The 13506-nt window shown below is 63.4% G+C and carries 10 protein-coding genes; 6 read left to right on the top strand and 4 right to left on the bottom strand.

Annotated elements, in window-relative coordinates; all coding sequences use genetic code 11:
- The first annotated feature begins 79 nt into the window (after positions 1-79).
- Entirely contained in the window at positions 80-1774 is a 1695-nt protein-coding gene (locus AC16HO_RS16025) for an alpha/beta fold hydrolase (protein WP_395642231.1), read from the top strand.
- A 52-nt stretch (positions 1775-1826) separates the two neighbouring features.
- Here AC16HO_RS16025 and gabT read toward each other — a convergent pair whose 3' ends face one another.
- From gabT to AC16HO_RS16005, 4 genes are all read right to left on the bottom strand, one after another.
- Positions 1827-3122 (bottom strand): 4-aminobutyrate--2-oxoglutarate transaminase, encoded by a 1296-nt coding sequence (gabT, locus tag AC16HO_RS16020; protein ID WP_395642230.1) that lies wholly within the window; start codon positions 3120-3122, stop codon positions 1827-1829.
- A gap of 15 nt (positions 3123-3137) precedes the next feature.
- Positions 3138-3929, bottom strand: a complete 792-nt coding sequence (locus AC16HO_RS16015) for a hypothetical protein (protein ID WP_395642229.1) — start codon at positions 3927-3929, stop codon at positions 3138-3140.
- Positions 3930-4010: 81 nt separating this feature from the next.
- Positions 4011-5087 (bottom strand): alpha/beta hydrolase family protein, encoded by a 1077-nt coding sequence (locus AC16HO_RS16010; RefSeq protein ID WP_395642228.1) that lies wholly within the window; start codon positions 5085-5087, stop codon positions 4011-4013.
- A gap of 64 nt (positions 5088-5151) precedes the next feature.
- Positions 5152-6750, bottom strand: a complete 1599-nt coding sequence (locus AC16HO_RS16005; RefSeq protein WP_395642227.1) for an ABC transporter substrate-binding protein — start codon at positions 6748-6750, stop codon at positions 5152-5154.
- A gap of 233 nt (positions 6751-6983) precedes the next feature.
- Between AC16HO_RS16005 and AC16HO_RS16000 the strand changes: the two genes are divergently transcribed.
- From AC16HO_RS16000 to AC16HO_RS15980, 5 genes are all read left to right on the top strand, one after another.
- A complete protein-coding gene (locus AC16HO_RS16000; RefSeq protein ID WP_395642226.1) occupies positions 6984-7916 on the top strand; it encodes a GntR family transcriptional regulator in 933 nt (310 codons plus the stop codon).
- 186 nt (positions 7917-8102) lie between these two features.
- Complete coding sequence (gene aptA / locus AC16HO_RS15995; RefSeq protein ID WP_395642225.1) at positions 8103-9443, top strand: omega-aminotransferase AptA; 1341 nt, start codon at positions 8103-8105, stop codon at positions 9441-9443.
- 104 nt (positions 9444-9547) lie between these two features.
- Positions 9548-10552, top strand: coding sequence for an ABC transporter substrate-binding protein (locus AC16HO_RS15990; protein ID WP_395642224.1), 1005 nt, complete (start codon positions 9548-9550; stop codon positions 10550-10552).
- Positions 10553-10565: 13 nt separating this feature from the next.
- The gene (locus tag AC16HO_RS15985) at positions 10566-12623 is read left to right on the top strand and encodes a PepSY domain-containing protein (RefSeq protein ID WP_395642223.1); all 2058 of its coding nucleotides are present in this window, start codon (positions 10566-10568) and stop codon (positions 12621-12623) included.
- 21 nt (positions 12624-12644) lie between these two features.
- Positions 12645-13451: a hypothetical protein gene (locus tag AC16HO_RS15980; protein ID WP_395642222.1), complete on the top strand. Its 807-nt coding sequence runs from the start codon at positions 12645-12647 to the stop codon at positions 13449-13451.
- Positions 13452-13506: the final 55 nt, after the last annotated feature.

Here is a 13506-nt window from a genome sequence, read left to right as displayed (position 1 = left end):
ATCCTCAGGAATTGCGTTTAGTGGCCATAAAGTGCAATTTCTGGATCGTTGGTTCTTTAGTCGGATCGGAATGCCCAAAATGAAACATCGTTTTGCACATTTCTTGTTCGGTCTGTTGGGAATCCTTCTGCTGCACTCTCCTCAGATGGAGGCCGCGGACAAACCTGCGAGCGCGGTGAAGACGGAAGTGCCTGTGCAGGCAAATCCGCAGGTGCCGCCGTTCGAGTGTGAAGCGCGCGTGGGTTACGATCGCGATCTGATGCTGCCGGGCTATCTGCTGCCTACCTCAGCGGGGCCACGCACCTGCATCCCGTTCACGAGTACAGCCGCGCATCCGCCGGCGGGCTATCGCGGCGATTTCTACGTTGACGAATTCAGCGACGCCAAGCTGCGCGCGCGCTGGCAGCGGTGCAAAGCCGACAAGGGTTGCTATGACCGCGTTTACAAGCAGGTCATGGCGCGCCATCCGCCGAATCGGGAATACAACGACAGGGATCCGCGGCACCGATTCCTGCTCGGCAAGGTCGAGGAGAAGGGCGGCGACACCGACTTGAAGTCGATCCGCCGTCCGGGGTTCTTCGCCACGGCGCCCTACGACGAGCCGATCGCCAGTGCCGATGCGCAAACCTATATCGTCGAATTCACCGCGCCCGCGGAACCATACGAGCGTCTGCACAGGAATCTGACCGCCGACATCAAGCTGCGCGGCTGGTACATCCGCGGTGCCGGCATCGACGACGGCAAGGGCGGCAAGATGCGTGCGCTGATCGTGATGAGCGGCGGCGGTGGCGACCGCGTCACCGCAATCGACGATCCGTCCGATGTGTTGTATTCGATCGATGCGAAGACGGGCGCGAGTATCCTCAACAGCTTCCCGAACAAGACCACGGGCGCGAAAGGCCAGGCCGCATGGCGCCGCGTGCAGGACAGCCTGCACCGCGCGGGGTTCGACGTGCTCGCGTTCGACCGGCGCGGCATCGGCATTTCTGGTGGCTTCAGCGACACCAATACACTGCAGCAGGGTCGCGATCTATTGAACATCGTCGCCAGTTTGCGCACGGGCATCGGCCTGCGCGCGCTCGCGCCGAACGGCACCATCAGTCTGGGGCGCAATGCGGCGACCGCTCTTCGCGGGGACACGCCGGACGCCGGCTTGCCGGTGCTGCTGCTCGGCAATTCGCGTGGCACGATGGCGACGTCGTGGGCGATGACTATGAACTTCGACAAGGACTGCAGTTACGATCAGGCGACGATTGCCTGCAAGCCTGCGGTCGCGGATCGCACAATTGAGGGTGCGATTCTCGTTGCCGAATTCTCGGCCGGTGCGGGTCACGTTCCTGCGGAAACCACCGCGGTCGACGACGGTCGCGGCCCCGGGCGCGATCGTGGCTTGTTCATCGGCGGTATCGAGGTCGAGCACAGCATCGTTTTCTTTCCAAGTTCCGCGACGCTCGCCGGCACTTCGAAATGGCCGAGTGCGTTCTTCGCGCGCGGTCTCTGGTGCTACGCCAGCGGATTGGAAGGCACGATTGACTCCTACGATCGGGTGAAGGGCCTGAAGGACCTCGTCGTCGTGCGCGGTCCGCATCCGTACGAGACTTGGCCCGAAGAGGAGCAGCAGCGCATGCAGGAACGCATGATCGCCTACGCGCAGGCCGTGGTGCTTGGGCGCGACGGCATTCCGGGCCGTCGGACCTGGTCGAACATGAAGGAGTTGGTGGCGACGACGAGCGACGTGTGGGAACCGTCGACGCATCCCACAGTGGAGCGCTGATCGTTTCGTAGTGAAAAACGCGATCGGCAGTGACTGCCGACCGCGCTGGGATTCATGCAGCTTTGCCGATCGCCGGTGAAAGTTCGCGCAGTCCGTCCGCAATGATGTCGAGGCCGGTGTCGACGAGTTCGGTCGAAGCGGTCAACGGCACGAGGATGCGGATCGCGTTGCCGTAGATGCCGCAGGCCAGCAGGATCAGGCTGTTCTGCAGTGAATATTTGACGAGCTTCGTGGCGAGATCGGCGTCGGGCTTGCCGTCGGCGGTGAGCAGCTCGAACGCGACCATTGCGCCGAGACCGCGCACCTCGGCGATCGCGGGAACCGCTTGCTGCAAGTCATGCAGCCGCTTCATCAGATGTTCGCCAAGCACACGACCACGTTCGAGCAGGTTCTCCTGTTCGAACGTGCGGATCACCGCGATCGCCGCTGCGCAGGCGAGCGGGCTGCCTGCGTAGGTGCCACCGAGTCCACCGGGCAGCGGCGCGTCCATCACTTCGGCGCGGCCGACCACGGCGGACAGCGGAAGTCCGCCCGCGAGCGACTTTGCCGTCGTGATCAGGTCGGGTACGACGCCGGAATGCTCGATCGCGAACCATTTGCCGGTGCGCCCGGCACCGGTCTGGATCTCGTCGTCGATCAGCAGGATGCCGTGCTTGTCGCACAGGCCACGCAGCCAGCGCAGGAATTCGAACGGCGCGACGTAGAAGCCGCCTTCGCCCTGCACGGGCTCGATCACGATCGCGGCGACGCGCGAAGGTTCGACGTCGTTCATGAAGATCGTTTCGAGCGATGCCTTCGCGTCGTCGATCGACACGCCGTGCAGCACGTTCGGGAAGCGCGCGTGGAACACCTCGCCGGGGAACGGACCGAAGCCGAGCTTGAACGGATTGACCTTGCCGGTCATCGCCAACGTCATCAGCGTGCGGCCATGGTAGCCGCCCGTGAACGTGATCACGGCCGAGCGCCGGGTCGCGGCACGCGCGATCTTGACCGCGTTCTCGACGGCTTCCGCGCCGGTCGTCAGCAGCACGGATTTCTTCGCGAAATCGCCCGGCGCGAGGGCGTTGAGCTTTTCGGCGACCTCGACATAGTTGTCGTGGGCGACGATCTGGAAGCAGGTGTGGCTGAAACGCGCGAGCTGCTCCTGCACCGCGGCGACGACCTGCGGGTGGCAATGGCCGGTATTGAGCACCGCGATGCCGCCGGCGAAGTCGATGTAGCGGCGGCCCTCGATGTCCCAGAGTTCGGCGTTGTCGGCGCGCGCGGCGAAGATCTCGTGGGTCTGCTTGACGCCGTTGGCAACGGCGGCGCGACGGCGTTGCATCCAGTCCTGATTGCTTTGGGTCACGACTTTTCGCCTCCGTCAGTGAGCGATCAATTCATCGGCTACGACGGGCTGCATTTCCTTGCGCACGCTGTGCTTGTTGTCGGCGATGGCTTTCCAATCGGCGTTGTTCTTCAGCCGTTCACGTACTTTTGCCACGGTCGCGTCGCGTGCGCCGAGGCCGTCTTCATCGACGTATTCAAAAGCGAACATCGCACTCCATGGCCGGCCTGCCGGGTAACGCGAGAGGTAGAAGCCGTAGCCGGACAGCACACCCTCCTGCATCCAGCCGTCGGTCTGCGCCAGCACATAGGCGTCGACGTACTTGATGTAGTCGTTCACCGGGACGAGATAGTCGTATGGGACCATCAGATAAACCGGCGGCTTGCCGTCCTTCGCCGGCTTCGACTTGCTGCGCATGAGGTCCGATACGGTGGTGTGGATCGCCGTGGTCAGCTCGAGCGCGTTCTGGCCAAGGCCCGCAGGATGGCTGGTCTCGACCTTCGCCCAGCGCGCCGTGCCATTTTCCGCGGCGAGCGTGACGATGGCGAACATGTCCCAGTTGTCGGAATCGATGTAGCGGTTGAAGTAGACGTGGTAGTCAGCGATCGCGCCCTCGCGTTTCCACGCGGTGAAGTCCTTGAGGCCAGTCGCGAGCATGTAGCTGCGCAGCTTCTCGCGGTTAGCAGGAGCAGTGTGATAGGCGATGAGCAGCGTGCGTGGGCCGCCCAGGCGTGGATCGGCGTCGGCGGCACGGGCGGCAGTGAGCGTGCCCAGAAGCACCAGGATGGCTGCCGCGAAGAATTGCACTTTTGTCAACTTGGACTTCATGTTCTTCTCTGGAGGAGATGAAAGCGGAAAGGGATGGACTCTCCTGCCACAAGCTTTGCTCGCGCCAGGAGTTGGTTTGACTCAAGGCCTGAGGTACTTGCCAAGGAAATCGAAGCAGCGTTGCAGCGCGTCGCGTTGCTCCGGCGTGTCGCCGTCCATGAAGATGTGTCCGCCCGGGGCGTTGTCGTAGGTCTTCGACTCGAACACCTTGCCTTTGGCCTTGAGCACGTCGAGCAGACGGCCCGTGTGCAGGTCGTACGGCGCGATCTTGTCGCCCTTGGTGGCGAGCACGAGCAGCGGCGTCTGGATCCGGTCGACGTGGTTGATTGGCGACACGTCCATGTACGCGGCCAGATTCTCGTTCGGCAGCTTGCCCTTGAAGTAGGCGCTTTCCCTGGCCACCTCCTGGCGGCGGTACTCGGGCTTGTAGGCCATGTAGGCGACGAAGTCGGTCAGGCCGACGATGTCGATCGCCGCGGCGAACAGTTTCGGTTCCTTTTCGATCGCGAGCAGGGTCACCATGCCGCCGCGGCTCTGGCCGAGAATGCCGATGTGCGCCCCATCCACATAGTCCTGTCCGGCGAAGTAATGCGCCGCGCCAAGCGCGTCGGCCGTGTCGGTGACACCGTAGTTGTTGGCGTAGTGGTTCTCGCCATAGCCGCGGCTGCCGCGGTACTCGGGGAAGATCACGACGTAGCCCTTCGCCACGGCGAGGTCGATGAGTTGGAACCAGCGCCAGTCGAAGCGCTCGTGGAAGCCGCCGTGAAGCATGACGATGGCCGGGTATTTCTTCCCTGACTCGGGTTTGACCGGTGTGAAGACATAGGCCGGAATCAGTGTGCCGTCGGCGCTGGCATAGGCGATGCGCTTCAGTTTCACGCGATCGCCGTGTTGTTGGATAAAGGTCAGGGTGAGGACGTGTTGTTCTTCCTCATACAAGGCGTGCGTGATCACGTCGATCTTCGTAGCGAGGTCGTCCGAGTCGCGATTGATGTACTTGTCGAGATCGCCTTCTTTGCCGACCTTCTTGTCGGCCGTTTCCTTCTTCGCAGGAGAAGAAGTGCCGTCCTTGGCGTCGGAAGCGACTGCGGGATTTCCGGCGAATAGTGCGCTGAATACGAGTGTGCAGCACCAGGTCGCGAGATAACGTGTTTTCATTCTGCTTTCCTCCCGAATCGAATTGCTTGGCGGATCGCGGCGGTGAGCGTGCCACCGCTTCCTGTCAGAAACCTGAAAAATTCCATCGTGCCACCGTCGACGTATCGACGCGGCGCACATTCCACAGTCGCTCATGGCCGACCCCCCAAGGCCGGAAACCGTCGAGGTCGCGCTTGATCGCGACGACGTCGGCCGGGCAGTAGAGGACGACGAGCGGCACGTCCTCGAGCATCAGCGCGTGCATCTTGTCGAACAGCACCTGGCGTTCGGCGCGGTCAGCAGTCGCGCCGGAGGCTTCGAGCAGGGCAATGGCGTGGGGATCGTCCCAGACCTTGCGCCTACTCTTGTTCTTGTCGCCGAGCATCGCCTCGTAGCTGAGATAAGGATCGGAGCGAGACGAATAAGCGAAGGACATGAGCTGATAGTTGCCGCTTTGGTAGCGCTCGAGCGCGGTCGCCCACTCGGTGACTTCGAGTTCGAGATGAATGCCGGCTTCGCGCGCCATCGACTGGATCATGATCGACTGGTCGTACATGTCCGGATAACGGCGATTGGTAGTGAGCTTGATCCTCTGGCCCCGGTAACTCGATTCGGCCAGTAACCGCTTTGCCCTGGCGAGATTGAATTCGTAGCCCTTCTTCTGCTCGGCGGAATAGTAGGGACTGGGCACCGGAACGAACGATGCGCTCGCAACGCCCGTGCCGCCCGAGGCGATTTCCGCAATCGCGTTCGTGTCGATCGCGAGTGCGAGCGCGCGGCGGAACTTCACGTCCGCCAGCAGCGGATCACGCGTCTGAATCAGCAAGGCATTGACCCCGAGCAGAAGCGCGCTCTTGAGCACGATGTTCGGCAGCTTCTTGATCTGTGCGAATTCCGATACCTGCACATTCGGCAGCACGTCGATCTGACCCTTCATCAGTGCGACGCGGCGAGCGGCGTCGTCACGGATGAACAGCCAGCGGACCTTTTCCGCGTAGGCGATCTTGCCGCCGGTGTAGCCGTCGGGCGGGCCGCCGCGAGAGGCGTAGCCGGCGAATGCGGAGAGCTCGATGTATTCACCTCGCTTCCATGTATCGAGCATGTACGGACCCGTGCCGATCGGCGTTTTCCACGAGCCGTCGGCGTTCACCGAATCGCGGTGGATGATGCCACTTGCGCCGCAATGCAGTGCGGCCATTTGCGTAAGCAGCAACGGCGCGGCGCGGTTGAGCTTGAACACGACCGTGCGTGCGTCGGTGGCCTCGATCGATTCGATCTTGAGGCCGCGGCTGCCATCGAAATCGGCGAGGCAGGTCCACAGCGTCTTCGGATCGAGATAGCGGCGCCAGCTCCAGACCACGTCGTTCGCGGTCAGTGCGGCGCCGTTGTGGAACTTCACCCCGTCGCGCACGTGGAACGTGTAGGTCCTGCCGTCTTCGGAAACGTCGATGCTTTGCGCAAGCAGCGGCGCTACCGTGCCGTCCTCGCGATAGGCAACCAGCCCTTCGACGATGTGCATCATGACCGAATCGGTGTTGCTGTCGCGATTGACGCCGGGGTTGGTGGTGCGGATGTCGGCGTTCATCGCGACGACGATCGTGCCCTCGGGTTTCACGTCCAGCGCCCGCGCTGGCGTCGCGGCGAAGAGGAACAGCAAGAGCAGGAAATACAGGCAAGAACGCATGGCGGTTTCGCTGGAGAATGTCCCGTGGAAAGTAACCCGACTGGAGATGGGCCGGTATCGTATTGATCTGGAGATGAACTGATATTGTATTAATTAAGAGGATAATGCAATACGATTGACGAGATACCGGCTCTCGTTCGTGCCTTCCTGCAAGGCGCGGCCGCCTGAGCGAGGCAGCGGGCGAGCTATACTCGCGCACAGCCAGTTGATCACCAGCCGAAGGATGCCGCGGGATGCGGAACGAGCAAGCGCCTCAACCCAGTTCGCTGCAAATCGAGATCGCCAATCAGATCATGGACATGATCCGCGGTGGCGGCGTCGGACCCGGCGAGCATCTGACCGAGGCGGTCCTCGCCAAACGTTACGGCGTGTCGCGCTCGCCGGTGCGCGCGGCATTGAAGATGTTGCAGGATCGCGGCTACCTCGAGGCCCGGGCCAATGCCGGCGTGTTCGTGTCCAAGCGCGTGCCGCGCATGCGTTTGGATGCGCTCGAGAATCCGAATCCGACCGCCGACGATCTATATCATTCGATCATCACCGATCGCGCCGGCGGCAAGCTGCAGAAAGCGCTGTCCGAAACCGAATTGATGGCACGCTACGGGGCACCGAAAAGCGTTCTGATGCATGCGCTGTTGCGGCTCACGCGCGAGGGCTTGATCCGGCGTCGACGTGGGCATGGCTGGCAGTTTCTGCCTGCACTCGATTCGGAAGAGGCGCTGTACGAGGCCTATCGCTTTCGCATGGTCATCGAATGCGCCGCATTGCGGGAGCCGACATTCAAGATCGTGCCCGAGGAGCTTGCTTCGGCACGGCGTCGCTACGAGGACTTTCTCGCGCGCAGCCCGCGCGCGCAGACGTCCTCGGCGTTTTTCGAAATGAATTCGGCATTTCACGAAATGCTGATGCGCTTCTCCGGCAACCGCTTCATCGTCCAGGCGATGCAGCAGCAGAATCAACTGCGCCGCTTCGAGGAATTTTCGAGCTATTCCGGTCCGAACCGTAACGTGATCGAGTCGTGCAAGCGATTGCTGCAGATCATCGCCGCGATCGAGGCGGGCGACAACGTCTTCGCCGAAGCGTTGATGCTGCGTCATCTCAAGATCGCCTGCGCACTGTCGATCGGGCGCCGCCAGGCGCCATCGGCTGTTGCACGCGACGCCGGGTAGGCGCCGGTTCGCTGACCATTCCTGCCGACCTGCGGCAACCGATCCGCGCGTCTATCCCGCGCGGCGCGCCCGCGTGGACGGGCCTGGCGATCGGATTGGCCATGTCGGTTGGCTCAGAAATTGTATTTTCTGCAAAAAAATGCAATCATATCGACCGCGATCCCGACCCGGCCGGCGAAACCTGCGATGACTCCCTCGACGAACGACGACACTGCCTGCGCTGCCGAAGGCACACGCGCCTACTGGATGCCGTTCACGTCCAACCGCCGCTTCAAGCGTGATCCGATCCTGTTCGATCGTGCCGAAGGCATGCATTACTTCACGCCGTCGGGCGAGAAAGTGCTCGACGCGATGGCGGGTCTTTGGTGCGTCAACGCCGGCCACGCGCATCCGCACATCACGCAGGCGATTGCGAAGCAGGCGGGCGAGCTCGATTACGCGCCATCGTTTCAATACGGCCATCCGCGCGCGTTCGAACTCGCCGAACGCCTCGTCGCGCTCGCGCCGCAGGGCATCGAACAGGTGTTCTTCACCAATTCCGGCTCGGAGGCGGTCGACACCGCGCTCAAGGTCGCGCTGGCGTACCATCACGCTAGGGGCCAGGCCGGGCGCACGCGCCTGATCGGGCGCGAACGCGGCTACCATGGCGTCGGCTTCGGCGGCGTCTCGGTCGGCGGCCATGCTGGCCATCGCAAACCGTTCGGCAATCTACTCGCCAGCGTCGATCACCTGCCGCACACCTACAACCGTGCGCAAACCGCGTTCATGCGCGGCGAGCCGATCTGGGGCGCGCATCTCGCCGACGACCTCGTCCGCCTCGTGCAGTTGCACGATGCCTCGACGATTGCCGCAGTGATCATCGAACCGGTGGCGGGTTCGACCGGCGTGCTGATTCCGCCGGCCGGCTACCTGCGTCGCTTGCGCGAGATCTGCGACGAGTATGGCATCCTGTTGATCTTCGACGAAGTGATCACGGGCTTTGGCCGCCTCGGCCGTGCGTTCGGCTCGGACTACTTCGGTGTCGTGCCCGACATGATCACCTGCGCAAAGGGCTTGACCAATGGCTGCGTGCCGATGGGTGCCGTGCTCGTGCGTGACAGCGTGCACGATGCGTTGATGCAGGGTCCGCTCTCGACGATCGAATTGCCGCACGGCTACACGTATTCCGGTCATCCACTCGCTTGCGCCGCAGGCCTGGCTACGCTCGACGTGTACGCGCAGGAAGGCCTGTTCGGGCGCGCGGCGGCGATCGCGCCGGCGTTTGCCGACGCGGTGCACTCGCTGCAGGGATTGCCGCATGTCGCTGACATCCGCTGCATCGGCCTCATGGCCGCAATCGATTTCGAGCCCGTGGCCGGCAAGCCTGGCGCGCGTTCCTATGCCTGCCATCGCGCCTGCCTCGATGCGGGCGTGGCGATCCGCATGGCCGGCGACGGCATCGTGTTGTCGCCGCCGCTGGTCATCGCGCAGCAGCACATCGACCAAATCGTGACGACGCTGCGGCACGCGATTGCTGGGCTCGATTGACGCGATTGCGGCATTTCTCCTCCGGCGATTGCCGGCCGCGTGGTTTTAATGCTTCTTTCAGGTTCGTGTTCCAAGATTCGCCGCGCAATTCGAGGAGGCGACGCGTGAAGAGCCTGAAGGTATTCCTGTCCTGTTTGCTGTGCGTCGCGGCGGTGTCTTCCGCGGCTGCGGCACCGCGCGAGCGCATCGTCCTGCTCGTCGACGAGGTGCGCCAGATCCGCTCGTTCCCGGTGTTGATCGCCGAACAGCTCGGCTATTTCCACGACGAGGGCGTGGACGTCACCGTGATGAACATCCGCAACGAAGAGCCGTACATGGATATGCTCATGGACGGCCGCGTCGATGCGGTCATGGCGTATTACCACCACAACGTCGTGCAGCGCGCGGCAGGCAAGGACATCGAGGCCGTGGTCACGCTCGGGGTGACGCCCGGCATGCGTGTGCTGGTCGCCGATCAGTCGCGCGACAAGTACAAGACGCCTGTCGATCTGAAGGGTGCACGCATCATCTCCGGTGGCGCCGGGTCGGCGAAGACCACGATCGCCAACTATCTCGTGCTTGCCGGCGGCCACAGGCTAGACGAGTACGCGCGTACCGGCACCGAAGGCAAGGAAGCGAATGCGCAGCTGTTGCGGGAGGGCAAGGCCGATCTCGTCGTGGCGCCGACACCGGACGGTTTTTTCTACGAGAAGCAGGGCGCCTCGCTGTTCGCCGACCTGACCACGCTCGAAGGCACGCGCAAGGCGCTCGGCGTGCCGTTCCCGTCGAACACGATCTTCATGACCAGCGCGAAGGTCAAGGAAAAGCCGGAGATTGCGCAGCACCTCGCCAATGCCTTCGTGCGCACGCTCAAGTTCATCAACACGCATACGCCGGAGCAGATCATGGAAAAGATTCCGGCCGACGTGCGCAAGCAATACGGCGATGACTACCTCAAGGTGCTCAAGGAGCAGATTCCGATGTTCGCCAACGATGGCCGCATGCCCGAGGACGGCGCGCTGGGCGAATGGCGCGTGCTCGCCGAAGCCAATCCAAAGTACAAGACGGTCGACGTGAAGCAGACCTACACCAACGCCTTCGTGGACAAGGCGCTCAAGACGCAACACTGACGGCGGCATTGCGATGATTGCCTTGCGCCGCGTATTGCGTCCCGTCCATCGCTGGGTCGGCCTCAGCGCCGGCCTGGTCGTCATGTGGATGGCGCTGACCGGCATCGTTCTCGTTTTCCGCAAGCAGTTGGAAGTTCCGCAGGCGCCGGAACTGTATACCGTGCCGGCCTGCGCCAGCCACGTGTCGATCGATACGCTGGCTGCGAATGGCATGAAGGCATATCCGCGGGGCAGGCTCGACTATGTGCGCGTTCGCGCGGGCGAGGACGGCGCCGCGCGCATTCCGGCGACGGCATTCCGTTTTACCGACGAAATGTTCGTCTATCTCAACCCCTGCACCGGCGTGGTGCTCGGGTTGCGCCATCGCTGGGGCGGGCCGTTCGGCTTCGTCGAGCAATTGCATCGTTTTCGTTTCATGCGCCACGGCAATCTCATCGTCGGCACGAGCGCATTGCTGCTCGGCCTCGTACTGGTGATCGGCGGTCTGCTGCTGTGGTGGCCGGGATCGTGGCGCGGCGTGCGGCGTGCGCTGGCGTGGCACACGCCGCGGCCGGATGGCGCGGCGAAGGATATTTCCCTGCACAGGCTGATCGGGCCTTACGTGGCCGCAATCGTGCTGTTCAGCGTGTTGACCGGCTTGCCGCAGTCGTTCGACTGGTATCGCAAAAGCGTCTACTGGCTGATGGGCTCGACCCCGCCGCGGCAGTTGCCGGCGTCGAGTGCGGTCGCGCCCGGCACGCCGCGCCTGCCGATGGAGGCGATCTGGCAGAAAGTGCAGGCAACGGTGCCGCCGTTCAAGGAAGTGCTGATCCACTATCCGCAGCACGCGGATGATGCGATCGAGATCTATTCGATCGACAAGGACGCACCGCATCCGAACGCGCGCACGCTGATGGCGATGGATGCCTTCCGTGGCGACACGCTGAGTTACACGCCGTACGCGCAGACCAGCCTCGGCCACAAACTGTATTTCTGGACACTGTCGGCGCACATGGGTTACGTCGGTGGCTGGATCGGCCAGTTGCTGCTGTTGCTCGGCGCGATTGGCGTGCCGTGGCTTGGGTACACCGGCATACGCAGCTGGCTGCGCCGTGCGGAACGTGATCCGTCGCGCCTGCCGCGCTGCGTGCGCGTGGTACGCAAGACGGCCGAGGCGACGAACATCTTCACGTTCGAGCTGGCCGATCCCGACGGCGCGGCGTTGCCGGCGTTCTCGGCCGGTGCGCACATCGACGTGCAGGTGCGCGACGGCCTCGTGCGCCAGTATTCGCTGTGCAACGATCCACGCGAGACGCATCGCTATCTGATCGGCGTGTTGCGCACCAACGATTCGCGCGGTGGCTCGCGCGCGCTGCACGACGAAGTCGGCGAAGGCGACCTGATCCGCATCGGTGAGCCGCGCAACCATTTTCCGCTCGTGCACGCCGCCGAACAGTCGCTGCTGCTCGCGGCGGGCATCGGCATCACCCCGATCCTGTGCATGGCCGAGCGTCTGGCCAATGTCGGCGCCGACTTCCATCTTCACTACTGGGCGCGATCGCGCGCGCATGCGGCATTCGTCGAGCGTGTCGAACAATCGGCGTTTGCCGATCGCGCGCAATTCCATTTCAGCGAAGGCGTGCCTGCACAGCGTGCCAATCTCGATGAGGTGCTCGCGCGGCCCGGCGCGCGGACGCACTTGTACGTTTGCGGTCCCGTGCGTTTCATGGATGCGGCGCTGCTCGCCGCGCGGCGTGCCGGCTGGCGCGAGGAACATCTGCATCGCGAATACTTCTCCGCCGACCTGGTGCGCTCGGCGAACGACACCGGGTTCGTGGTCAAGCTTGCCAGCTCGGGCAAGAGCTATACCGTAGGCAAGGCCAAGAGCGTGCTCGAGGTGCTCGCGGCCAACGGCGTCGTGTTGCCGCGCTCGTGCGAGCAGGGCGTCTGCGGCACCTGCCTGACCGGCGTGCTCGACGGCGTGCCCGATCACCGCGACCGCGTGCTCAGCGCCGCGGAGCGCGCGCGCAACGACCGCTTCACGCCATGCTGCTCGCGCGCGAAGAGCCCGATTCTCGTGCTGGATTTGTGAGTGACAACCGGAGCCGGGCAGATGCGGATGCCGTTTCGCAAGGGTCCTCCAGTGGTTGCACGCGGCATGTGCGCGCTCGCGCTGGCTGTCGCGGGCGCAGCCGCCCACGCCGACTTGACCGACGAGATCCAGATCTACGACGACGGCATCAACAAGAAGGGCCAGCTCGGTCTGGAGCTGCATCTCAACACCACACTTGACGGTCGTTCGGAACCGGATTGGCCAGGCGAGATTCCGCCGAACCACGGCGTGCGCACCACGATGGAGTGGTCCTACGGAGTGACCGATTCGCTCGAGGCCGGGCTGTATCTGCCATTCCTGCGCGACTCGTCCGGCACCACCTATTTTGCCGGCCCGCGTTTCCGCGCCAAGTGGATGGCGTTCAAGCCTGCGGAAGGGGGTTCGGGAATGTTCGCCGGTCTCAACCTCGAGGTCGGCATGGTGAACGAACGTCTCGAACAGGGCCGTCCGAAAGTGGAGCTGCGGCCGATCCTGGGCTATCGCAACAAGGACTGGCTGGTCTCGTTCAATCCGGTGGTGGGCAAGTCGTTCCGCCCGCGCTACGGCAGTTCCAGGCCGAATTTCGCCCCTGGCATCAAGATCGCGCGCAGCATCGGCGGCGGCAACGCGATCGGTATCGAGTACTACGATGAGTTGGGCGAGTTCGGCAATTTCGAGCCGGCGCACAAGCAAAGCCAGCAATTGTTCCTCGCGTTTGACGCAGGCGGCATGGCGGTGCCTTTCAATTTCGGCATCGGTCGCGGGCTCAACGCGGCCAGCGACGCGTGGACTCTCAAGGCGATCTTCGAGGTACCGCTCGGGAATTGATCGGCGCGTCGTTCCGGATCGGGAAAGACACAACGTTTCCCGATCCCGTCTCGTG

This window comes from Rudaea sp., assembly GCF_057139185.1.
Note: the sequence above shows the minus strand (reverse complement) of the source record. Positions and strands in the feature narration are given on the sequence as shown.